Source organism: bacterium (assembly GCA_021372615.1).
In the GTDB taxonomy this organism is placed as follows: Bacteria; Armatimonadota; Zipacnadia; order Zipacnadales; family UBA11051; genus JAJFUB01.
Map to the genome: position 1 here is coordinate 66,661 of JAJFUB010000085.1, position 23,575 is coordinate 90,235.

Consider the following 23,575-nt stretch of genomic DNA (forward strand, 5'->3'; position numbering starts at 1 on the left):
GCGCCATGGCCAACAAGCGCAAGATCAGACGCATCGGCATCCTGACGGCGGGCGGCGACTCGCCGGGCCTCAATGCCGCCATCCGCGCCGTGGGCAAGGCCTGCGTGGGCGAGTACGGCATCGAGGTCATGGGCATCTACGATGGCTTCCGCGGGCTCATTGACAAGCACGCGCGCCCGATGGCTCTGGACGACTTCTCGGGCATCCTCACCGTGGGCGGCACGATCCTGGGCACGGGCCGCGACAAGCCCGAGAAGATGCGCATGCCCGATGGCACCGTCCGCGACATGACCGCCGATGCCCTCCGCTCGTACGAGGAGATGGGGTTGGACTGCCTGGTGTGCCTGGGCGGGGGCGGCACCCAGCGCAATGCCCTGCACCTGATGCAGGCCGGCATGGATGTGGTGACGCTCCCCAAGACGATTGACAATGACATCCACGGCACCGATGTCTCCTTCGGGTTCGACACCGCAGTGAGCATCGCCACCGAGGCCATTGACCGCCTGCACAGCACGGCGGAGAGCCACCAGCGCATCATGGTGCTGGAGCTGATGGGGAACCAGACGGGCTGGATCACCCTGGCGGCCGGCGTCGCCGGCGGCGCCGATGTGATCCTCATCCCCGAATTGCAGTACGACCCCGCCATCGTGGCCGAGAGCATCCTGTGCCGCAGCCGACGCGGCAAGCGCTTCAGCATCGTCGCCGTGGCCGAGGGCGTGTTCCCCGCGGCCGAGGCGGCCGAGGCCAAGCGCGCCGGGACGCAGCTGCCCAAGCGCGACCGGCGCACCGAGGGGCCGGGCTCCATCGTGGCCCGCGAGTTGGCGCAGATGACGGGCATCGAGACGCGCGAGACCGTTCTGGGCTATGTGCAGCGCGGCGGCACCCCCACCGCGCGCGACCGCATCCTGGCTACCGCCGTCGGCACCCGCTGCGCCGAACTGCTCGCCCGGGGCAAGACCGGCTTCCTGGTCGCCTGCAAGGGCGACGAGTGCCGCCCGGTGCCGCTGGAGGAAGTGGCCGGCAAGCGCAACCTGGTGCCGGCAGACCACCCGCTGATCGAGAGCGCGCGCGCCGTCGGCATCTGCATGGGGGATGAACTCTAGACTCTCGGGCCGGAGGGCCGCGATGACGGCATGGCGTCGGCTAGTCTGCATGTGGCTGGGACTGTGTGCCCTGGTCCTGGTGGCGGGATGCGGTCCGACGACGCGGGCGGTGGTCGGCTGCCTCGTACCCCAGGACCCGAAGGGCCCGGCGGCAGTGGAGCGGACCGTCTTGCCGTCCGTTGAGCGCTTCCTGGCCGATGAGCTGTTGGTCAAGACCGGGTCGATGACCTGGACCAAACCCGTCTGGCGCACCTGGGCCAGTAGCGGCGAGACGAACGTGTTCGCCCTAGGCAGCATGACCGACCCGCGGGTGACCGTTCATGCCGAACTCTATCCCCCGCCGGACGGCGCCGTGCCACGGCGGCTCGTACTGGGCAAGGGCCGCTTGCTGATCAACCTGCCGCTGCCCAGAGACGTCGCCGACCTGCAGAGGGCCGACGAGATCAAGCGGGGGCTGACCAAGCTCGGGGTGCTCAAGCCGGAGTTCGTGGCCGCCTTGCGCGGGATGGACGAAACGACGGATAGCTTCAGGGTCGACTACCGGTGGCGGCGGTACTCGGTGAATACTCACACCTTCACCGAGCAGTGGGTGGGCGGTCCGAGCGGGGATGTGGTCAGAATCTGGGTGCACGACCTGTGACGGAACGGCGGTGCGGGAGCGGCGCGAGACAGGAGCTGATCCGGTGGCTGCACTGAGAGAGTACACCTGCGTGCCCTCGGCGCTCTCGGGTCGGGGGTGCACGGCCCGCACCCGCGCCCTCGCCGACGCGGCAGCGCATCAGGTCTATGCCCCCTATGCCGAGCAGGCGCGACTGGCCGCCGAGGTTGCGGTACCCGCAGGCACAGACCCCTTCAGCGCCAACGCCCTCGGCTTCGCCTACATCTACCCCCGCCTGACCCCGCTGGTGCGTGAGGGGGAGCTGATCGTCGGCGCGCGCCGCCGTGACCCGGACGGACACCACCTGGTTGGCTGGATCCCCGACGGGACGATCTCATACGTCGAGGGCTTCGCGCGCAACGCGCCCCCGGACCGACGGGACCTGCAGGCCATGGCGCAGCGCGGCCTCATCTCCCCCCAGGGCTCGTTCAACCACAAGGTTGTGGACTGGCCGGCGCTCCTGAACGTCGGCTGCCGTGCGCTGGCGGCCCGCGCCCGGGACATCGCCGCCCAACGCACCGGCGCCGAACGCGACTTCGCTCTCGCCTTCGCGCTGGGCCATGACACGCTGATCGCCCACGCGCAGACCTACGCGAGCGCCTGCCGCGCTCTGGCAGAGGACGCCGCGCCCGAGCGCGCGGCCGAGTTGCGGGAGCTGGCCCGCATCTGCGCGAAGGTCCCGGCCGAACCCGCCGAGACGTTCCACGAGGCGGTCCAAGCCGTGTGGTTCGGCTACATGGCTGCTGGCGATGGCGTGGGGCGGCCCGATGTGTACCTGCGGGAGCTCTACGAGCGCGACCTGGCCGCCGGGCGGATCACCCCCGAGCGCGCGCAGGAGCTGATCGAGTGCCTGCTCATCAAGATCCACGCCGACCACAGCGAGTCGGACGGCAACGTCAGTTCGGTGCAGACGCTCACCCTCGGCGGGGTACTGCCGGACGGCTCGGAGGCGACCCATGACCTCACGCGCCTGTTCCTCCAGGCGATCCGCTCGGTCCGCCTGCTGCGCCCCACGATCTACGTCCGCGTCCACGAGCACACACCGCAGGATGTCCTCGAGCTGGCGGTGGCGATGCTGGGCGAGGGGCTGGCCGAGCCTAACTTCTTCGGTGATGCCCCGGTCCTGGAGGGCCTCCAGCGGCTAGGAGTGCCACTGGAAGTGGCGCGTGACTACGCCCTGAGCGGCTGCGCGGAGGTCGTGTCGCCGGGCCTGGGCAACTGGGGCGCCCCGAACGGCTGGCTCAACTTCGCCCTGCTGGCCGACGAGGCCCTCCGCGAGGCCGCGGCGCGGGGCGTGACCTCCGAGCAGGAACTGTGGGACCTCATCCGCGCACACATTGACGAACTGGCCGTGGCCTGCCGCGACTGCAACGCCCATTCCGACGCCGTGCGCGTGGAGCCCAACTACACGCAGTCGCTGCTGATGCCGGTGTGCCTGGAGCGCTGCCGCGACATCTGCCACGGCGGGCTGCGCACTCACTACGGACATTGGGAAGGGCAAGGCCTGACCAACGCCGCCGACATGATCCACGCGGCGCTGGTGCTGTCGTTCGATGAGGGCGAGCCGTTGTGGGCGCTGCTAGGGCGGCTCGATGCGGATGATGCGGAGCTGCGCGCGCGCCTGCGGAGCCTGCCCCGGTTCGGCCAGGGCCATCCCTCAGTGGATGCCGTGGCCGCGCGCCTCGTCTCGATGATGTCCGAGGCGCTGGAGCGGCAGAGCACGCCGCTGCGGTCCGCGCTGGTGCTGGGCCACCTGGCCGGCGGTGAGAACATGCACATCGCCTACGGCCTGGCGATGGGCCCGACGCTGGACGGCCGCCGCGCCGAGGAGACCCTCGGCGACTCGCTCGCCGGCTCGCAGGGCATTACCCGCTCGCCCACCGAGGTGCTGCGATCGCTGTGCACGCTCGACCACTCGCGCCTGGTCGCCGGCAATGTCTCGACACTCCGACTGCTGCCGCAGGATCTCGCCACCGCCGAGGCCCGGTCCAAGGTCGCGGCGATGATCCGCACCTACATGGTCGAGGGCGGGAGCCAGTTGCAGATCAACACGGTGGATGCGGCGACGCTACGGAAGGCGCAGGCCGCGCCAGGCGACTACCGCGGCCTCATGGTCCGCGTCGCCGGCTACAGTGCGGATTTCACGCAGTGCGGGCGGGTGCTGCAGGATGAGATCATTGGTCGCACAGAGGCGTAGTGCGGGCTTCCAGCCCGCCGCGCATAGGGCCCTGGGCGGGCTGGAAGCCCGCACCACGCCCGGATAGGAGACGATGGCCATGCGCGAGCTTAAGCTCTTCATCAACGGCGAGTACGTGGACGCGGCCGGCGGCCGCACCTACGAGAGCCTCAACCCCGCCACCGGCGAGGCGATCGCTATCATCGCCAAAGGCGGCGCGGAGGATGTCGCCACCGCTTGCGAGGCAGCCCAGGCGGCCTTTGACGGCGAATGGGGCGCGATGGATGGCGCCAGTCGCGGCAAGATCATCACCAGGGCCGCCGACCTCATCATGGAGCGCCTCGACGAGCTGGCGGAACTGGAGACGCTCGATGTGGGCAAGCCCATCACCGAGACCAGGAACATTGACATCCCCGTGTCGGCCAGCTACCTGCACTGGTATGGCGAGGTGTGCCTGGACAACACCGGCGAGCAAATCCCGCTGCCCACGAGCGGACAGGTAGACTTCTCCCTGCGCCAGCCCTATGGCGTCGTGGCGGGGATCGCCCCGTGGAACTTCCCGCTGTTCCTGGGCATCCTCAAGATCGGCCCGGCCCTGGCGATGGGCAACAGCGTGGTCATCAAGCCGGCCAGCATCACCTCCATGGCGACGCTGGCGATCGGCGAGATCTTCAACGAGGCCGGGCTACCGCCGGGAGCGCTCAACGTCATCTCCGGCCCCGGCAGCGAAGTCGGCGAGGCGCTGTGCACCAACCCCCATGTGCAGAAGGTGTTCTTCACCGGCAGCACCGAGGTCGGGCGCATCATCATGCATCTGTGCGCCGAGAACATCACCGACATGTCGCTCGAACTGGGCGGCAAGAGCCCCAACATCATCTTCGAGGACGCGGACTGGGACCAGGCGCTGTCCGGTGCGCAGTTCGGCATTCTGCTCAACAACGGCCAGAACTGCATCGCCGGCAGCCGCCTGCTGGTGCAGCGGAGCATCTACGACCGCTTCGTGGCAGCGCTCGGCAAGCGCTTTGCGGCCTTGCGCGTGGGCAACCCGATGGACCCGAGCACGCAGCTTGGCTCCATCGTGAGCAAGGAGCAGTACCAGCGGGTGATGGACTACATCTCCCTGGGGCAGTGCGAGGGGGCGCGCCTGGTGACCGGTGGCAAAGTCCCCGAGAACCCGCCGCACCCGGACGGCTTCTACATCGAGCCCACGCTCTTTGCCGATGTCACCAACGACATGCGCATCGCGCGGGAGGAGATCTTCGGGCCGGTGCTGGTCGCGATCCCCTTCGAGGACGAGGCCGACGCCATCCGCCTGGCCAACGACACACCGTACGGGCTGGGCTCAGGCGTGTTCACCGCCAACGCCTCGCGGGTCCAGCGCATGATCCGCGCGCTGCAGTCGGGCACGGTCTACGTGAACTGCTACAACGCCGTCTACCCCACCTCACCGTTCCCGGCCTGGAAGCAGAGCGGCATCGGGGTGGAGCGGGGCCGGCACGGGCTGCTGGAGAACTGCCGGTTCAAGAACGTCATCCAGGACATCTCCGACGAGCCGATCGGGTGGTTTGGATAGGGTCGGGGCAAGTCGGGAAGAAAGACGGAAGTTCAGCAGGAAGAGGGTGCATGAACGGCCAATATGTGCGGTAGACTAGCACAAAGGAGGCACGCTCATGCGTAAGGGCTTCACGCTCATCGAGCTGTTGGTCGTTATCGCGATCATCGCGATACTGGCCGCCATCCTGTTCCCCGTTTTCGCCAAGGCCCGCGAGAAGGCTCGTCAGGCCAGTTGTCTGAGCAACTGCAAGCAGTTGGCCACTGCGGTGTTGCAGTATGCCCAGGACTACGACGAATGCATGCCCATGGGCCGCTGGGGAGGCCCTACCGGCACCCAGCCGTGGTGGGGGTGGAACGTCCAGGTAGAGCCATACTGCAAGAACGCCCAGATCTTCCGGTGTCCCAGCGCGCCGACGGTGGCTTGCGGCTATGGCGTGACGTGTGATGCGGCGTACAGCGCCATGGGTGGCATCAACACCGCCCAGCCCCTGGGCAAGATCTACTACCCGGCCGAGCTGCTGATGTTCATTGACGGCATGTCGGCTGCGTACGTACACCGGCCCGCGGGTGTGGGGGGGGTGTGCGCGTGCACAGACACGAACACAGTCCTGACCTTCCGGCACAACGAGGGGGCGAACGTGGCCTTCTGTGACGGCCACGGCAAGTGGATGATGCGCACCAATGTGCTGGGGAACAACAGACTCTGGCGGAACCTGCCGTAGGCGCCAACCGACTCGGACACACACGGGAGGGGCAGCGCAAGCTGCCCCTCTTCTCTTGGCCCCTGCCTGCGGAGACAGACCCCTCCGGGGTCAGCCCCCTCAGATCGCCAGCCGCCGCAGCTTCCGCCGCACTCGCTCCGCCTTTCGCCGGCAGGCCAGCGCCCGCCGCACCAACCGGTGCCGCGCCTGAAGCTGCCACTCCGGCTCATCCAGCAACTCGCGCACGACGTACCGGAAGCCCGACAGCTTCGGCGGCGGGAAGACCACCCAGTCCCCGACATTGACCCGGTGGAAGGCCAACTCCACATCCTGGAAGCGCAGCTTGCGCGCTGCGTCGGGCGACATGACCTGCATGAACTCCTCGTACGTGCGGCGGTAGCGCGGGTCGCCGTGCTGGTGCATGAGCTGCCAGTGCTCCAGCGCCGCCTCGACGTCTCCCCGCTGATTCCGTAGCATGAGCGCCAGCCCCATGTTGGCGTGGGTCAGCGGCGCCAGGGGTTCAATGGCCAGCGCCTGGTGGAAGTAGTGGACCGCCGCGCCCAGAAGCTGCCGGGACTGCGTACGGATGTCCTTCTTGCGGGCCTCGGGCATCAGGGTGGCCGTCTGCGCGGTGAGTTGCAGTTCCTGGGCCAGCCGCGCCTGCGCCAGCGCCAGGGTGTTGACCACGTATGAGGGCGAGTCCGGCCGCACAATCCGGCGAAGCACGTCAATGGCCCGTTGGAAGTCCCCCACCATGTAGTTGAGCAGGCCCAGGTCGTAAGCCGACACTTCGGCCACGCTCTGCACCTCCACGGCCTTCTCCAGGAAAGGACGGCCCTTGAGGAACAGCTCTCGCACCGCCGGCGGCGGCGTGTCATCCCTGGCCTCGTGCTGGTCGCGCTCACGCAGTCCGGCCATGATGTAGCACATGCCTGTCAGGTAGGTCATCTCGGGGTGCGAGCTGCCCTTGCGCAGCGCCTGGGCGAAGGTCTCGGCGGCCGACACATACTCCCCGCGCAGATATTGCGTTAGGCCGTAGTTGAACTGCGCCTCGGCCGCATGACCCGCTACCATCGCCTTGGTGAAGGCCGCGGCGGCGGTCGTCAGGTTGAACTCAATCATCTGCCGGTGCGTCGTGCTCTCGGGCTTGATCGCCAGCGCCCGCAACAGGTGCATCAGGCCCTGCTCGAGGTCGAGCCCGTCACCGTCGCCGACGCCCTCCAGCAGGGCCGCGGCCTCGCTGTGGCGCCCGGCCGCCAGCTCGGCGCGGACGATATTGCGCCGATAGGCGGCATCACCCCCGGCTTCGGCCACGCGCGCGAAGTAGGTGTGCGCGTCGGCATACTGGCCCTGCTTGAACAGCACGCAGCCGATGTTGTTCAGCGTCTCGGGGTCCTCGGGGGCCTGCTCGAGGGCCGCCTGCAGGTGCTCCAGGGCCTCGTTCATGTGGCCGGTGTGGTAGTAGTGCAGGCCGAGGTCATACGCAGCCGCTGTATCGTCCGGGTGCTGGGCCAGGACGCCGTGCAGGGCCGTGACCGCCGCCTCGGCCTCGCCGTCCAGACTGTGGACGCTGCCGAGGTTGGTGAGCACGGCGGGGTCGCGGGGCTGCAGCTTGTGGGCCCGCAGCAGCCACGTCCGGGCCTCCCGGGGGTCGCCCGCCAGCGCCAACAGCGCGCCCAGATTGCCGAAGATCACCTCATCCTCGGCGACCAGTCCAGCCGCCGAGGCCATCTCGGCCACCGCCTGCGCCAGCCGTCCCTCGCGGTAGGCCAAGACGCCCTTGTTGGCGTGGGCATAGGCATACCCCGGGCGAATCGTTGTCGCCAGGTCCAGCGCCCGCGCGGCCTGGGGGTACTGTCGGCTCAGCATCGCGCGCACGCCCAGATTGTTGAGTAGCAGGGCATAGCGCCGCTCGCGCGCCAGCTTCGACAGACGCTCCAGGAGCTCTTCGTCCGTGGCACGGGCACCCAGACGGGCCAGGTTCGCCTCCGTCGTCAGGGCCTCGAGGCGCAAGTCGCTCTGTACGTGCCGCGCCAGGCGTTCCCACTGGCCACTGTCGGCCAGCGCTGCCAGCAGATTGGCCGAGGCCTCGGCGATGCCCTGGCGGTCGGCGACCTCAAAGCCGGCGGCGGCTTGTACCGGATCGCCCTGCAGGAACTCCACCACTGCGAGGTCATTGGCGGCCTGGGGGTCCTCCGCTGGGTCAACGTCGCGCAGTTCGTGCCGGGCGATGCTGGCCAGTACGTGACTTCTGTCGGTCCACGTGCGCAGCAGGATGTGGTACCACTGCTTGCGCACGAAGTCCCACATCAGCAGGGGGATCTGCACCAGCGCCAGGCCGCAGGCCGCCCCGACCATACCAAACAGGACGTACACGAGGGGGTTGGTGCTGTGGATCATCAGGTACAGATACGTGATCCACAGGGCCGTGCCGACCACCATGCCCGCCAGGGCCACAAGCGCGCGGCGGCGCAGGCGCGGCAGGGCCCCCCTCGGCACTCGTCGTGGGGCTGGTTGCTCCTGTTCGTGTGCTGCCACTGCGTGCACGAGCACTCTCACCACAGGCCCTCCCTGGCGGACGTTAGGTGTGTGCTACGTGGGGGCGCCACGGCGGGACGAAGCGGCCAGTACCTGGTGTGAAGCGGCCGCCATCCCCTCCGGCGGCAACCCTCCATTATGGGTATTCCCCCGACGAATCACAGCTCTACCACGATTGACGCAAGGATGTCTCAAGAGGGATGGCATGGCCAAGGCGCAGGGCGGGTGTGTCCGCCGATCGCATGCGGACGCCCAGGCAGGAATGGGGGCTCCCGCGCCCGAACTATGCCCCGTTCGCCTCACACGGAAGTGCCGCTAGCCTGCCTGGAGGTCACCCCATGACACGCTTCGCCGCCGTGCTGTCGGTACTCGCCCTGGCCCTGCCGCTCGCCGCGGCGCCACGCACCACGCATGAGGGAACGCGCTGGGTGCTGGAGAACCAGGCGCTGAGAGTGGAGGTGGACGCGCAGGGAGGGACCTTCCAGGTCCTCGATAGGCGCGCCGGGTATCTGTGGCGCGGTCCCGACGCGGGGCCCACTTCCGGCGTCATGCTCCTGGTGCCCCAAGCTGCCCAGCCGGTCGAGGTAGACGGCGTGCTGAGCGAATGGGCCGATCGCGGGGCGCTACTCGAGATCATGCCGCACATGGTAGCCGATGCGCGCAAGGTGGATGGCCCCGCCGACTGCAGCGCCCGGGTGCGCCTGCTGTGGGATGCGGGCAGCCTCGTCCTGGCGGCCGACGTGAAAGACGAGAAGGTGGTCTTCCCCACTGCCGACGAGGCCCAATGGTGGGAGAAGGACAGCGTCGAGTTCTGGCTGGGCGACACCCAGTACGCCCTGCGCTTGACCGAGGGGGGTGGTAACCTGTGGTCCTCGACGGGTACGGTGTCAGGCGCGCGCATCGCCCATCGGCGCACGCCCGGCGGCTACCAGGTCGAGGCGCGGCTACCCCTGCAACTGCTGAAGGCCTCCGCCACCGCCGTGGGCGGCCAGTTCCGCTTTGCCGTCGGGATCAACGACTGCGACGGCGCCGGCCGCGAGGCTCAGCTCTACTACCCCCTGGGCTGGGCCCACTCCAACCCCAACACCTTCGCCCAGGCGACGCTGGCCGACGCGCAGGGCGCCGTGCCGACGCCAGGCGCAGCGGCCCCGGCCGGCCCCGCGTTCCAGCCCGCCGGTGACAGACCCGGCGAGGCCTCCTTCAAGCTGCAGATCAAGAGTGGGGGCAAGACTTTCCCGGGCACGCTCACCTTCCGCCTGCTCGGCGACACACCGGAGCTGCAACTGGTGCTGGATGCGGATGACCGCACGGCCCAGACCGGGCGCTTCGGCGTGCTGCACCCGCTGGTGCTTGACCGCCCGGGACGCATCCTCGGAGCGCAGTACTGCAACGGCATCGGCGTGCCGACGGATGACATGACGTGGCGGGGCCGCCTCTGGGGAACCGGTGGCGTGCTGGATATGCCCTGGGTGGGGCTAACCGACGGCAAGCTGGGCTACATGCTGCTGTGGGAGCTACCCGCATCGTGCGACAACGGGGAGGCGGTCTTCGAGACAGTCAAGGCGGGCCAGAGCACACTGCTGGCCCCCGGCGTGCAGCACGACCCCATCCGCGGGCGCTTCGCCGAGCCCCGGGTGGTCCGCTACTCTTTCTGCGCCGACGGCGGCCATGTCGCCATCTGCAAGCGCTTCCGCGACTACATCAAGGGCCAGGGGATGCTGGTGACGCAGAAGGAGAAGCTGCGGAAGAAGCCGCAACTGGCGAACCTGCTGGGCGCCCCGGACATCTGGGGGCGCAGCGATCTGCGCTTCTGCCAGGAGGCGCGCGCCGCGGGCATTGACCGCATGCTGCTCAATAGCCCGCAGTCGGCGGCCGACATGGAGAAGATCAAGGCCATGGGCTTCCTCATGGGCCGCTACGACAACTACGAGGATGCCTACGAGGGTGACGGCAGCCAGTATGGCGACTTTGTCGAGGCTGATGATGTCGTCATCCAGTCCAACGGCGACCGTATGAAGGCGTGGCTCACCAAGGGCGACAAGCCCAAGCAGTTCATGAAGCGTTGTAGCGCGCTCTATGAGGCCGTGGCCCGCAAGTGGGTTCCCAAGGACCTGGCCATCTACCCGTACAACACGCGGTTCATTGATGTCACGACCGCCACCGGCCTGCGCGAGTGCTACCACGAGAAGCACCCGCTGGATCGCACCCAGGACCGCGAGGTGAACCGCAAGCTGGCGCGCTACATGGGCGACGAACTGGGCCTCGTGCTCGGCGGCGAGCACGGACGCTGGTGGGGCGCGGACATCTACAACTACTGGGAGGGCATGCAGAGCGGCGGGTTCTACTCCTGGCCCGCCGGGCACGTCGGCCTGGAGCTACCGCAGACTCGTGAGGCCATCGGCGACCGCTACTTGCAGTGGGGCCTGGGCGAGAAGCACCGCTACCCCCTGTGGGAACTAGTCTACCACGACTGTGTCGTCTCGACCTGGTACTGGGGCGACAGCACCGGCCATCTGCAGGCGGTCGCGCCGGACCTGGGCGTCAAGCAGGATGCTTTCAACGTGCTCTACGGCACGGTGCCCCTGTACTGGGTCGCCCAGCCGTACAGCTACAACTGGAGCAAGCCGGAGTTGCGCGCCCGGCTGCTGGAGAGCTACCGCAACACCTGCAAGCTGCACGAGAAGATCGGCTTCGAGGAGATGGTCAGCCACGAGTTCGTGACCGCCGACCGGGCGGTGCAACACACCGTCTTCGGCGACGGGACCAACGTCTGGGTGAACTTCGGCGAGAAGCCGTGGACGCTCCAGCAAGGCGCGAAGTCATGGCAACTGCCGCAGTACGGCTTCTATGCGAAGGGGCCCAGGATCGAGCAGTACCGCGCTCTGCAGGGCGACCGCACGGTCACCTGCATCCACGGCGACAACTACCTGTACGCCTCCGAGAGCATCCCGCGTCTGATCGAGTTCAGCGGCGGGGGCGTAACGTGCAAGGTCGAGGCCCCGGGGCGCCTGCGAGTCAGCCTTGCCCCCGACACCAAGGGGCTGCGCCTCAACGTTCGCGCCCTGTGTCCCGGCAAGAGCGCCGGACCGTGGCACATACTCACGATGTCTCCTGAGGCCGAGCCGGAGCAGCTTGTCACCGTGCCGGCCGGCAAGGGCACTCTGATGCCCATCGAGACGCAGGGCCGCGAGGCGCTCACGCTGGTCGCGCCTGAGGCCCTCGCCGACCATGCCGAGCTGCAGTGGCAGGGCTTGCAGCCCTGGGGCCCGGGCCCCACCAAGCAGGGCCTGCGCGTGGCCATCACCGGCAACCTCCGCAACGTCGGCGGCAAGGCGGCCAGGCAGGCCACGGTACGCCTCGTGACCCGCACGGCGACGCCGCAGGAACTAGGGACGCAACGAGTGGACCTGCCGCCCGGGGCGACCAAGGCGGTCTCCTTCCAGTTCGACTCCACGCAGTATGACGGCGATGTGCCCCTGGCGCTGGAGGTGGCTACGGCAGGCAAGGAGCTGTGTCTGCGCGACAACCGCCTGGCCTTCAGCGTCCCGATCGCGCCAAACTGGACCCTGTGGGATGGGCACCTGGATCTCACCGTGAAGGCCGAAGCCGCCCTGCACCGCCCCCTCGCCCGCGTCCCCTTCGACATGGCGGCGGAGCGGATGAAGTTGGGCCTCAAGGGCGACGGCGACCCGGACTCGCTGCGCGTGGTGCTGACCGATAGCGGCGCCCAGTGCCTCGCCCAACTCGTGCCTTCGCTGTCATCGGGCACCGAGCTGGTCTTCCAACTCCCGCGCGACATGCAGCCGGGCAACAGCCTCGCCTGCCGCGTCTACTTCGACCGCGCCGTGCCGAAGCGCCACCGCCAGACCGCCCCTTCCTGCTGGCAGGCCGACCGCACGACGTATGACAACGGCACGTATAGCGTGCAGTTCGCCGAGGGTTACATCCGCGCGGTGCGGGTCGGTCCGCTCCAGGTCATGACGAACCTGGGCACCTCGTCCAAGGACACGGGCTGGGTGGACGAACAGGGCGAGGTCCAATCGTTCGATGTCCTGAGCGACGGGCCGATCTGCACGATCATCCGCGTGCAGAAGAAGATGGCCAACAACCACGCCCACGAGAAGCTATACACCTTCACCCCCGACTACTTCACCGTGCAGGTGCTGTCGTCGGAGATCTATGGCACCATGAGCCGGGCCTACTACATGGCCGACGCCGACTACGAGGACGACAAGGGGAACAAGGCGCGCATAGACGGCAAAGGGGATGCGGAGAACGTGTCAGGCAAGAACCCCGGGCCACAGTGGTACGCCACCTGGGGCCCCACGTGGGCGATCAACGGCATTCCGGTGACGCCGTTCGCCAACGTCGGCTACTGGGATGGCGGGAGCAAGGCGGGTCTGGGCTTCAGCGGCGGCCAGACCAAGCCGGGGCAGACCGTGGCGTACTTCATCCACGTCCTCAAGGAGGGCACGCCGCCAGCGACGGAACTGGCAAGGAGCGACCGCCAGCAGATGCTGAAGCCGCTGGTCGTGACGAGACAGTGAGGGTGGAGGGGCAAGGGTCGAGGGTCAAGGGTAACGGCAACGGCCGATGCCGTCACCCCTCCCTTCAGGGAGGGGTCGCGCCGCAGGCGCGGGGGTAGGACGACGGAGGGGCACTACAGGTACCGTCCGTACTCCCGGCACGTCTCGTACATCGCCTTGAGGTGCTCGGGCGGGGTGTGCGGGGCGAGGTTATTGCCCTCGCGCAGGACGAACTTGCCGCCCTCCATCACGCCCGACTGTAGGATGCGCTTCGTCTCCGCCACTAGCGCCGGGATTGGGCCGCTGCGCACCAACTCCACGTGCGGGCCGCCGTAGATCGTCACCTCCGGCCCCAGCTCCTCCCGCAGCCACCCATGATCCACCGGGAAGCCCGTGTCGAAGCTCATCACCTTCAGCTCATCACGGATGAAGCGGAAGTGGTGAGTGGCGTCGCCGCACAGGTGGATCGAGTTCGGCCCCACTGAGCCGAACTCAGCGACCATGCGCCTGTGATAGGGCAGCACGAAGTCGCGGTAGCAGTCGTGCGACAGCATCTGGATGGCGTCATCGGCCAGGCCGACGGCCGTACTCGTCTCCGGCTGTCCGAGGCGTGTCCGGAAGGCCTTGATGCGGCGGATGCTGGCCTCGGTGATGAAGCCCAGCAACTCGTGCACGAAGTCGGGATCGGTGTACATCTCCATCATCAGGGCGGTGGGGTCCATGAGCGCAACGGCTACCGTGAAGACGCCGTCGCAGCTTGCCCCCGGCACGCCGCCGACGGCGATCGGCCGGCCCATGAACTCCTCCGCCTGCGCCCACTCCTGGAACTGCTCGTAGTACTCCCACGCCCGCGCCAGCCAGCCGCTGAACGGCTCGGGCATCCCGCGGTCAAACAGCATCCGCTTGTTGTCGGCGCGCAGCAGCGGGGTCGTGTCCGGCACCTGCCCCTCGCGGAAGTGCAGCGGGCAGCCCCACCACATTGCCTCCCACGAGTTCTGCAGGTCCACGCCCACGGTCCAGCGCGCGGGCAGGCCCATCTCCTGGTCGAAGTACAGGACGTGGCGGATGTAGTGCTGCCGCCGCAGGCCGTGGGTGAACATCGCGCGCGGGTCGCCAAAGAACCGCTCGAAGTCGTAGCCCTCGGGGTTGGCGACCTCGTTGAAGATCGTGTTGCGGGCCGAGCAGTTGCAGGTCATCGGCACGCGGGTCGGCCGGCCCTCGTAGAAGGCCTTCCAGACGGCGGCCTGTTCCTCGTTGTGGGCAGTGAAGTCCGTCATGCTCTCGCTCATTCGCTGGCCCTCTCATCGTCTCCGTAGATCATCTGTCGCTGGACCGGGATACAGTGACCGAGGCGCCTCACCACGCCGTCGCGCTCAACGCGGACGCTCCTGAAGCCGAAGGGCAGGCCGGATTGCGCGATGCGGGGGACGCTTGGCAGATCGGGGGCGCCGTCGAGCACCTCGATGTGCAAGTGTGGAGCGTTGGTGTTGCCGGAGTTGCCCACGCGGGCCAGTGGCTGACCCGCGCACACCTCATCGCCGACCTGCACCTGCAGGCTGCCCTGCTTGAAGTGGGCGAGGAACATGAAGCGCCCGTGGCCGGCGTCCATCACAAGGTAGTTGCCCACCAGCTCCGTCCTGTCCGCAGGGATCTTGCCCGCAAACGATGGCTGCTTCAGAGACGGGGCGACATCTGGACGATCGCCGCGAGCCGCGACGACGCGACCCGCTACGGGCGACAGCACCGGCTGGCCGTAGCCCTCGAAATCCGTCAGTGGAGGGTCGTGGTCGGAAGGACCAAACACCACGTCGTAGTCCTGCGGCTTCATGAGATCAAAGGCGAAGGCAATGCCACCACCATGCTGGGCCTCGCGACCATTGGCCACGATCCACCTGCCGCGTAGCGGGAAGCGGTAGTAGGTCGTCGTCCGAGGCTTGAGGTCGAGACTCCACGTCTTGCTGACGGCCGAATCGCCGACCTTGAGGGACAGAGCAACTTCGGCGTGCTCCGGAGGCCCCGGCGCCTTGCCATCGTCGGCAAGGTACATGATGATCGGTCTGCCCGGCGCCGCCTCGCGATGTCCGGGCACGACTTCCTTCAGCCGATCGCCGCGGTACGTCGCAGTGGTTGCCGCGGCGGCTGTGACGAGTGAGACCTGCACTTGCTCCAGCGTCACGGCCGCGGAGGTCTTGTTCACCGCCACGAGCATGACCCGCCACCGCGGCACCACGCCGTCCGAGGCGACGTAGACCCGGCGCGGCACCACCTGCAGAACGATGTCCTCGCCCTGGGCCGCGCACCACGACATGAGCGCACCAAGCAACCCGCACACCAGCCACTTCCGCATCCGTCTGCCCTCCGGAAGATCCGCGCTACCGCAGGTCCAACTCCTCCATCGCGATCTTCTCGTCGTACACCTTGAAGCCGATCACGAACTCGATGGGCTCATCGCCGAAGGCGAACTGCCGCGAGATGACGAGCGTCTGGTCGTGCGCGTCGCGGGCGACGTGCCAACCGCGCGGGTCGGTCGCGGCCAGGCCGCGCGGGACGGCCAGGAACAGCGTGCCCGTGCACCCCGGTGGCCGCGTGGCCGTGCCCGACAGCGTCAAGCTCTCGCGGTCCCACTGCACCTCGCTCAGCTCCACCTGGCCCTGCATCAGGTGCATGTCCGTCCCCAACACCCACGGGTGCTTCGTGTGGCGCGACAGGCGATACACGCGGACCGAGCGCGGCGGGACAACGGCGGTGAACTCCCCGCTGACGAGGCCCAGGTACTGCTCGTTCCAGAACTCGAAGAGGCGGTACGTGGCGGGGTCGCCGTCCCGCTGCGGGGGACACCCCGCCCTGATCCCGTCGAGGCCCAGACCCGCCAGCGAGATCGGCAGCGTCAGCGCTTCGTCGTCGTAGTTGAGCACCGTCACGATGTCCCACTCGCCCCAGTCGGCCTGCACGTGGTTGTGGAACACGCGCGGGTAGGCCGGCAGCGGCCGGTCGAACAGGTCCACCGGTGTCGCGATCTCCGGCGTGCGCGGGAAGACCTTGCGAATCAGGTTCAGCCGCTCCTCGGAAATCGTCGCGATGTCATCGCCGAGCATCACCGGCCCGCCGCAAATGCCGAAGAGGCTGGCGACGATCTGCGCCTCGCACAGCGGCACAGGCTGATCGAGCGTGAGCACATTCGCCGAGTCATTCACGAACAGCTTGCGGTGGGTGAAGTAGTAGCCCGCCAGGTTGCCCGAGGCGTAGCTGTGCGAGGTCCAGAAGTTGGCCCCGTTGATGACGAAGCTGGCCGGGTAGAAGTAGCTCTCGGGGTTGATGGCCCGCCCCTCGCCGTAGTCGTTGCCCATGCGGCAGGCGTCCATGAGGCCCACATCCCACAGGTTCGGCCCGGAGCTGGATAGCAGGTATGTGTCCGGCCCGGCGGCCTCGCGCACGGTCTCCAGGCCCTGCCGCAGCAGATCGGGCCCGCGCAGCACCGAGGGGTCGTGGTGCTCGTCATACACCGCGCCCTCCACCGGATGCGCGATAGCGTTGAGGAAGTCCACCATGTAGTAGCGGATGCCCCACTCGCGGTACGTCGCGAAGACCCTGGCGATGAAGTCGCGCGCAGTGGGATGCGTGGGGTCGAGCGAGTAGATGGGCGGGCGCTGGTCGAGGGGCAGGCGCGCTGCGGCCCCGTAGTTCCAGTGGGGCACGGCCATCGCCGGCGCGCCGTCTCGCTTCAGGCAGGCGTCCTGGAGCTGGGCCATCTTCTCCTCTGCCCCTGCGCAGACCCAGAACGCCCCACACCAGAAGCCCAGCTTGAAGCCCAGCTTGCCCAACTCCGCAGTGAGGTGCTCCGGCCCGCTCGGGAAGTTCGTCGTGTCCCATTCCAGCCAGTTGCCCGGGTAGCCGTCCTTGATGTTGCCGATGCTGACCCACACATACTCGATGTCGCAGCCCGGCAGCCGCTCGCGCAGGGCCCGGCAGTTGCGTAGCACCACGTCCTCATAGGTGTCGGTGTTGAAGGCATCCACCCACGACCAGCCCAGCCAGCCGCCGGGTGTCTTCGGCCAGATCGGCGGCCGGTAGACCTCCGCCGCCCGGTCGGCCCAGTGGTGCAGCGACTCGTGGAAGTCCTCGCTCGCCTCGATCACCAGCGTCTCGGTCGCGATGGTCTCGCCCGGCGGCAACAGGTAGTCCTGGAAGTCGCACACGCACTCCAGCGAGGCCAAGCCGTCCTGGCCGTAGTCGAAGCGATGAATGGTGTGCTGGTGGGTGAAGGGCACGAACCCCAGGTGCAGCGCGCGCCCGGCCGCGTGGCTGACGAACTGTAGCAGGACGCGCGAGAAGCTGTCCTCGGCCTCGTCGGCGCGATGCACACGCGTGGGGCCGGTGGTCCCGGAGACATGCAGGTACACGGCGTTGCCATCGTCCCCGGCTAACACCGCCTCTCCCCTGTCCCCCGCGATGCTCACCAGCCGACACTCGCCTAGCCGGATGGGTGCGTCGGTGGGATTATGTATCTCCGACGAGATGAGCAGGCTTCGCCCGTCAGCGCCCCGGTCCAGGCGGATGGTCCAGTCCAGGTCAGGCGCCCAGAACCTGACGGGCAGGCGGAGCGACGTGGGAGCGCGGCTCTCCAGAGCCGCAGTTGTGGGAGTGGTCACCGACCGCGACGGCCCCGCCTCAATCGCGGCCTTGACGAGGCTGTGCTCGACGCCGTCGGCCTGCAGCGTCATGTCGAACCGCAGTCGCACCGAGCCGTCTTCGGTCTCGACCTGCAGCAGGCGGTTCACGTAGTCCAGTTCATACGGCTTCCAGGGAAGGGCCATGGGGAGTCTCCTCGGTGACGGGCGGCGTAGGCTCGGGCCGGGGGCATGCGGCCACCGTAACCACGCACTATTCTCCTCGCGCCCGGCCCGACCTGCGCCGGGAGGGATACGCTCGCGACGAGACGAAGGTACAGGCATGATCGTGGACTGCCATACTCACATCTTCGCCGACGACATCGCGGCCAAGGCCGTGGCGGCGCTCCGGGAGGCCTACCGAGCCGAGCCCGTCGTCATACCCACCGTCGCCAACGTACTCGCGCACATGGCGCAGTCCGGCGTGGACCGCATCGTGGTCTGCCCCGTCGCCACCAAGCCCTCGCAGGTCCGGCCCATCAACGACTGGCTGCTCTCGCTGCGAGACGAGCGCCTGATCCCCTTCGCCGCCATTCACCCGCACTGCGCCGATGCGGCCGAGGAACTCAAGCGGGTCGAGCGCGCCGGGGTCAAGGGCCTCAAGCTGCAACCCTTCTTCCAGCAGTTCACCTTCGACGACCCGCAGTTCGCCCGCCTGCTCGACCTCATCGCGGACCGCTTCCTGGTGATGATGCATGCCGGGGACGAGATCTTCCCCCTGCCGGAGATCCAGCCCACGCCCGAGCGTCTCGCTCGCCTGCTGGATCGCTTCCCGAAGCTGCGCATGATCGCCGCCCACGCGGGGGGCTACAAGCTGTGGGACGGGGTCGAGCGCGAGTTGGTCGGGCGGCGGCTGTGGTTCGACCTGTCGTACACGACCGACCGGGCGCCCGTGGAGCAACTGCGCCGCATCGCGCTCAACCACGGCACGGACAAGGTGCTCTTCGGCAGCGACTTCCCGTGGCAATCGCAGACGATGGCGCTCGAGGGGCTGCGGGCGCTGGAGCTCGGCGCCGATGCCGAGCGCGCCATCCTGGGGGACAACCTCCTGCGCGCCCTCGCGTAGGCTTCATCGGAGGCACAGATGCGTCTGGGAGCACACGTGTTCAAGCCGTTCACGAATGCCGAGGAGTGGGCCGCCGTGGTCAAAGGCTACGGCTATGGTTGCGCCTACTGCCCCATAGGCCCCGACGCCGACGACGCCACGGTGGCGTCGTACGCCGAGGCCGCGCGGCGGCATGATATCATCATCGCCGAGGTCGGCACCTGGAGCAACCCCATCTCGCCCGACCCCGCCGAAGCTGCCGCCGCGCTGGACAAGTGCAAGCGCGGCCTGGCCCTGGCCGACCGCATCGGGGCGCGCTGTTGCGTCAACATCGCCGGAGCCCGGGGCAGCAAGTGGGACGGCCCGCACCCGGATAACCTGAGCGCCGCTACCTTCGACCTGATCGTGCAGACGGTGCGCGACATCATTGACACGGTCCAGCCGCAACGCACCTTCTACACGCTGGAGACGATGCCATGGGTGCCGCCCCACACGCCGCAGTCCTACGCCGACCTCGTGGCGGCCGTTGACCGCCCGCAGTGCGCCGCGCACTTCGACCCCGTCAACATGGTGAACGGCGTCCTGCCCTACTTCGGGAATGCGGCGATGATCCGTGAGAGCTTCGCGCTGCTGGGGCCGATGTTCCGCAGTTGCCACGCCAAGGATATCCGTCTGGAGGAGCAGCTCACGACCCATCTGAACGAGGTGCGTCCGGGACTGGGCGGGCTGGACTATCACGCCTATCTCGAGGAGCTGTCGCAACTGGATCCGGACGTGTGCCTGATGATCGAGCACCTGCCCAACGAGGAGGAGTACCTCCTGGCGGCCGATCACATCCGCTCGGTCGCTGCCGAGATCGGCGTGTCGTTCCTCTAGCCCCAAACGAACAGGCCCCCTCCGCCACCGGAGGGGGCCTGCCCAATCCCCAATCCCCTGTCCCTACTCCTGCACCTCTATCTTCTGCCGGATCCACGCGATGGGCCCGTTCTCGGCGGCGAGGATGTAGATGATCTCATAGTTGCCCGGGGCCAGCGCCGTGCCGTTGGCGTTGGCGCCGTTCCAACTGATCTCGCCCGTCTCATCACCCGCCGCCGTCCAATTGTGGACGAGTTGGCCCTGGTCGTTGCGGACCTCCACCGTCTTGCGGTACTTGGCCGCCTGCAACACCCGCAGCCCCGCACTCATCGCGAGCACCGCGCTGCCGCCGCGCTGGCGCACGCTCAGTGTGTCCGGCGCGGTCGCGTCCATCCCCTCGAGCACCTTGATGGTGCGCCGGTAGCCGGTGACGCCGCCATCGCGATCCACGGCCTCCACGAGCAGCAGGTACTCACCCTTCCCCGGGAAGTTGACCTGCGTCTGGTATTCGCCATTCTTGATGGTCGCATCCAGGCCGTTGACGCGCACCCCGACGATACCCGAGCCCGGCGCGACCTTCCCGCCCACAAAGAGGTACGACTGGTTGGTGAGCAGCACGGGCGTGCGCCCGTCCGCCGGGGTCAGCATCAGAGTCAGCAGCGGCACGCGCGTGGCCGTCGGCGTCACGGATGGCAGAGTCGGTGTGGGGGTGGGAGTCGGCGGCTTGACCGGCGGCACCGGCACGCTCGGCGGCGCCACCGACGGCGTGGTCGGCTTCACCACGTTGGGCGTCGGCGTCTCAATGTTCGTCGCCGGGGGCGTCACGGGCGAGGGGAAGTTGGTGGGCAGCTTGATGGCGACCGTGGCGTTGGTGGGCGGCGCCGTGGCTGGCGGCGTCTTCGGCGCTTCCAGCGTGGCGGGGGCCGAGGTGGTCGGGCTCGGCCCGGTGGTCGGCGGCGGCGTGGCCGTCACGTCCGTCTGCCGGGGCACCGTGGCGGTGGGCGCTGAGGTCGTCGGCACCGTGGATGGGGTGGGGGCCGGCACGTTCGTGGACGGAGGCACCGGCGCCGACGCCGTGGGGGTCGGCACCGTCGGGCCTGGCGTCACAGGCGTGGTCGGCTGCACCACCGGCGTGGGCAACGGCCCGACGGGCTCCACGGGCACCACGGGTTGCGGTAGCGCGGACACCTCGGACGGCGGCAGCGGCAGCCCCCCGCTGCCCGGCACGTAGGCGAACACCGTGCCATTGTCGCCCCCCACCAGCAGGTGCCCGTCGGCGATGGCCGCGCACGTCATCAGCGGCTCACTCTCGCGCTGCACACCGACGACCTTGCCGGTGGGCCGCTCCAGCGTCCACAGGTGCCCGTCGCGTGAGGCGACGTACATGAGTTGTCCATTCACGAGCGTCGGCGCCGCGGCCACAGCGGACTTGAGGTCCGTCTGCCACTGCAGGTGGCCCGTCTTGGCGTCGAAGGCGCTCACCACACCCTCGATCGTCGTGACATACGCGCACTTGCCGTCCAAGGCCGGGGCGTAGGCGACGCTGCCGGTTACCTTGGTCGTCCACACCTGCTTGCCGTTCACGCCGTCGAGTTCGTAGACGCTGCCACTGCGGTTGGCGACGAACAAGCGGTTGTCGAGCGCCGCGGTGGCGGCCGTGATGGGGCCGTCGGTGGTGAAGGTCCAGATGACCTGTCCCTTGACCTCCTCGATGGCGTAGAGCTTGCCGTCGGAGCTACCCACAAGCACCCCCGGCGAGCGCATGGTGGGCGTCCCCGCCGCATCCACCCCGGCGGGAATGGGGCGGCTCATCTTCGAGGCCGAGGCCAACACGGGGCCGCCGGTGGAGATCTTCCAGACTAGACGTCCACCCGCGCGGTCCAGGCCGTAGATGTACCCGTCGCACGAGCCGACGATCACGAGCCCTGAGTCCGTCACAAGCGGCGAGGCGGTGACAGCGGCAGAGGTGCGGTAGCGCCAGATCAGTTGCCCGGTGGGCGGCCCGTCCTTCCGGGGCTGGGCGACGCAGAACACGTCGCCAGCCTCGGTGCCCAGGTACAGGCGGCCGTCGGCCCACGCCGGGGCGCCGGTGATCGGGGCCTCGGCGGGGAAACGCCACAGCCGCCGCCCAAGCACCACGTCGAGCGCGTAGAGCCACCCGTCATAGCTGCCGATGTAGGCGATGCCGTCCACGATGGCGGCCGAGGCGCGCACCGGCCCCTCCGTCTGGTAGCGCCAGGCCGGCTTGGCGGGCGGGGCGAACTCCGTGCTGGCGTACGACACGCCCTGGACGCTCTGTCCCTCGCGCGGCCAGGAGTGCCGGTAGGTCGGGAAGTAGGCGGTGGTGGTTCCGAGTTCGTGGATGTCGCCGGCGGTCCAGGCCAGCGCCGCCCGTGCCCCCAGCTCTCCCACATCGCCGGCGCCACTGGGCCACTTCGCGCTCTCCTCACGCTTCAGCGACTGCGGCCGGGCCAGCTTGATCCCCCACGGCACCTGCCGCGTGAGCATCACCCCGCCCTCGAACTCGCCGTCCACACTCTGTCCGAACACGCCGACACCGAAGTCCTTGTAGCTGCGATGCAGCGTCACTCCCATGCCGAAGCGGTCACGAATGACGCCGACCAGCCCGCGCAGGACCGTATCCCGCTTCATGGGTGTGTCGTAGTTGAAGGTGGCAGTGGCGGTGTCGTCGTCGTCCAGGTCCAGGGACCATGTGGCGGTGACATGGGTGCGAGGGCTCAGCGGCAGCGCCAGGGTGGTGTCCACCCCGCGCAGGAACTGCGTGTCGTCATCACTGGTGATCTGCAGGTGCGGGACGGCCCAGATCATCGGCGGCGCGCCGACACGCTCCGTCTCCTGGGCCTGTGTGGTCGCAAGGGGAAGGATGAGTAGTGCGATGAGGCCGACAACTGCGGAGAGGCGCATGGGAAGGCTCCCGACAGCGGAGTGCAAATCTGGCTGCGATGCGTAGGTTTATCCAGGGTAGATTGTACAGCCTTTGACGAGGACAAGTCAATGGCAACAGGCCTGTCGCCAGCGCGGGGCCCGGCTAGCTCACCTCCTCGCCGTCGCGGGCCATCTTGCTCTCCCACGCCAGCATTCCCAGGGTCTCCTCCACCGCCTGGGTGAGGGCCTGCTGCACGAACTCCACACTCAGCAGTTGCGGCGTGTCCACGGTGTAGTTGCTCGGCGGCAACATCTCATCGGCCACCTGTTGCCGCCAGCGGTAGATGTCACTGCACTGCAGCGGGGGAATGGTGAAGCGCACCTCGGCCTCGGACAGCAGCCAGCGGATCTCCTCCATGCGGGCGCCGTCAAGGCGGTGGAGCTGAATGTCCACCCAGTCGCACTCGTCGTAGAACTGGTGCTTGAGCGCCACGGCTTCGAGGCGCGGGGCCGTCACCACCATCTCCCACAGCTCCGGCAGGCCGGCCCGGAGTTGCTGCCGCCACACGTAGTCGGTGCAGATGTGGCTCAGCCAGCCGGCGAAGAAGGCCTCGGCTTCCGCATCGCCCCCGGCGAGGGCTGGTCGCAGGTGCGTGCGCAGGAAGTCGGTCAGCCGCTGGCCCGGGTGCCGCGCGCTGCGGAAGTGCACCGTGCGGTAGTCCACGCCGATGGTCACCCGGTAAGCGTCCGGGGCGATGCACCCCAGATATAGCGACGCACGGCGACGCTCCGACCACTCCAGGTGCTGGAGCAGTGCGTCAGCCACAAGCAGGTGCCCGAGTTCGGTCATGGTGCAACGCTCCCCG

Annotated in this window: 14 protein-coding genes; 8 read left to right on the plus strand and 6 right to left on the minus strand. The window is 68.4% G+C overall.

Annotation, left to right across the window (positions count from 1 at the left end; all coding sequences use genetic code 11):
• Positions 1–5 precede the first annotated feature (5 nt).
• From LLH23_12250 to LLH23_12270, 5 genes are all read left to right on the plus strand, one after another.
• Positions 6–1,103, plus strand: coding sequence for a 6-phosphofructokinase (locus LLH23_12250; GenBank protein MCE5239247.1), 1,098 nt, complete (start codon positions 6–8; stop codon positions 1,101–1,103).
• Between the two features lie 22 nt (positions 1,104–1,125).
• A complete protein-coding gene (locus LLH23_12255) occupies positions 1,126–1,743 on the plus strand; it encodes a hypothetical protein (GenBank protein MCE5239248.1) in 618 nt (205 codons plus the stop codon).
• Positions 1,744–1,786: 43 nt separating this feature from the next.
• Positions 1,787–3,958 (plus strand): hypothetical protein, encoded by a 2,172-nt coding sequence (locus LLH23_12260; GenBank protein ID MCE5239249.1) that lies wholly within the window; start codon positions 1,787–1,789, stop codon positions 3,956–3,958.
• A gap of 79 nt (positions 3,959–4,037) precedes the next feature.
• A complete protein-coding gene (locus LLH23_12265; protein MCE5239250.1) occupies positions 4,038–5,510 on the plus strand; it encodes an aldehyde dehydrogenase family protein in 1,473 nt (490 codons plus the stop codon).
• A gap of 97 nt (positions 5,511–5,607) precedes the next feature.
• Positions 5,608–6,213, plus strand: a complete 606-nt coding sequence (locus LLH23_12270; GenBank protein ID MCE5239251.1) for a DUF1559 domain-containing protein — start codon at positions 5,608–5,610, stop codon at positions 6,211–6,213.
• Between the two features lie 99 nt (positions 6,214–6,312).
• Here the strand turns inward: LLH23_12270 and LLH23_12275 are convergent, their stop codons facing one another.
• Positions 6,313–8,751, minus strand: a complete 2,439-nt coding sequence (locus tag LLH23_12275; protein MCE5239252.1) for a tetratricopeptide repeat protein — start codon at positions 8,749–8,751, stop codon at positions 6,313–6,315.
• Between the two features lie 317 nt (positions 8,752–9,068).
• On the opposite strand from LLH23_12275, the gene LLH23_12280 reads away from it, so the two are divergent.
• Positions 9,069–13,277, plus strand: coding sequence for a hypothetical protein (locus tag LLH23_12280; protein MCE5239253.1), 4,209 nt, complete (start codon positions 9,069–9,071; stop codon positions 13,275–13,277).
• 113 nt (positions 13,278–13,390) lie between these two features.
• On the opposite strand, the gene LLH23_12285 is transcribed toward LLH23_12280, so the two are convergent.
• Genes LLH23_12285 through LLH23_12295 form a run of 3 tightly spaced genes read right to left on the minus strand, consistent with a single transcriptional unit; the run spans position 13,391 to position 18,070 of the window.
• Positions 13,391–14,545, minus strand: coding sequence for a uroporphyrinogen decarboxylase family protein (locus LLH23_12285; GenBank protein MCE5239254.1), 1,155 nt, complete (start codon positions 14,543–14,545; stop codon positions 13,391–13,393).
• The gene (locus LLH23_12290; protein MCE5239255.1) at positions 14,542–15,603 is read right to left on the minus strand and encodes a M23 family metallopeptidase; all 1,062 of its coding nucleotides are present in this window, start codon (positions 15,601–15,603) and stop codon (positions 14,542–14,544) included. Before LLH23_12290 ends, LLH23_12285 begins: the two co-directional genes overlap by 4 nt.
• A 25-nt stretch (positions 15,604–15,628) precedes the next feature.
• A complete protein-coding gene (locus LLH23_12295) occupies positions 15,629–18,070 on the minus strand; it encodes a hypothetical protein (protein ID MCE5239256.1) in 2,442 nt (813 codons plus the stop codon).
• Positions 18,071–18,206: 136 nt separating this feature from the next.
• On the opposite strand from LLH23_12295, the gene LLH23_12300 reads away from it, so the two are divergent.
• Both LLH23_12300 and LLH23_12305 read left to right on the plus strand, forming a co-directional pair.
• Positions 18,207–18,989, plus strand: coding sequence for an amidohydrolase family protein (locus LLH23_12300; protein MCE5239257.1), 783 nt, complete (start codon positions 18,207–18,209; stop codon positions 18,987–18,989).
• Positions 18,990–19,007: 18 nt separating this feature from the next.
• Positions 19,008–19,844, plus strand: coding sequence for a sugar phosphate isomerase/epimerase (locus LLH23_12305; GenBank protein ID MCE5239258.1), 837 nt, complete (start codon positions 19,008–19,010; stop codon positions 19,842–19,844).
• Between the two features lie 63 nt (positions 19,845–19,907).
• Here LLH23_12305 and LLH23_12310 read toward each other — a convergent pair whose 3' ends face one another.
• Both LLH23_12310 and LLH23_12315 read right to left on the minus strand, forming a co-directional pair.
• Positions 19,908–22,748, minus strand: a complete 2,841-nt coding sequence (locus tag LLH23_12310) for a PQQ-binding-like beta-propeller repeat protein (protein MCE5239259.1) — start codon at positions 22,746–22,748, stop codon at positions 19,908–19,910.
• A gap of 124 nt (positions 22,749–22,872) precedes the next feature.
• On the minus strand, positions 22,873–23,559 hold the full coding sequence (locus LLH23_12315; protein ID MCE5239260.1) for a zinc dependent phospholipase C family protein: 687 nt from the start codon (positions 23,557–23,559) through the stop codon (positions 22,873–22,875).
• Between the last annotated feature and the right edge of the window lie 16 nt (positions 23,560–23,575).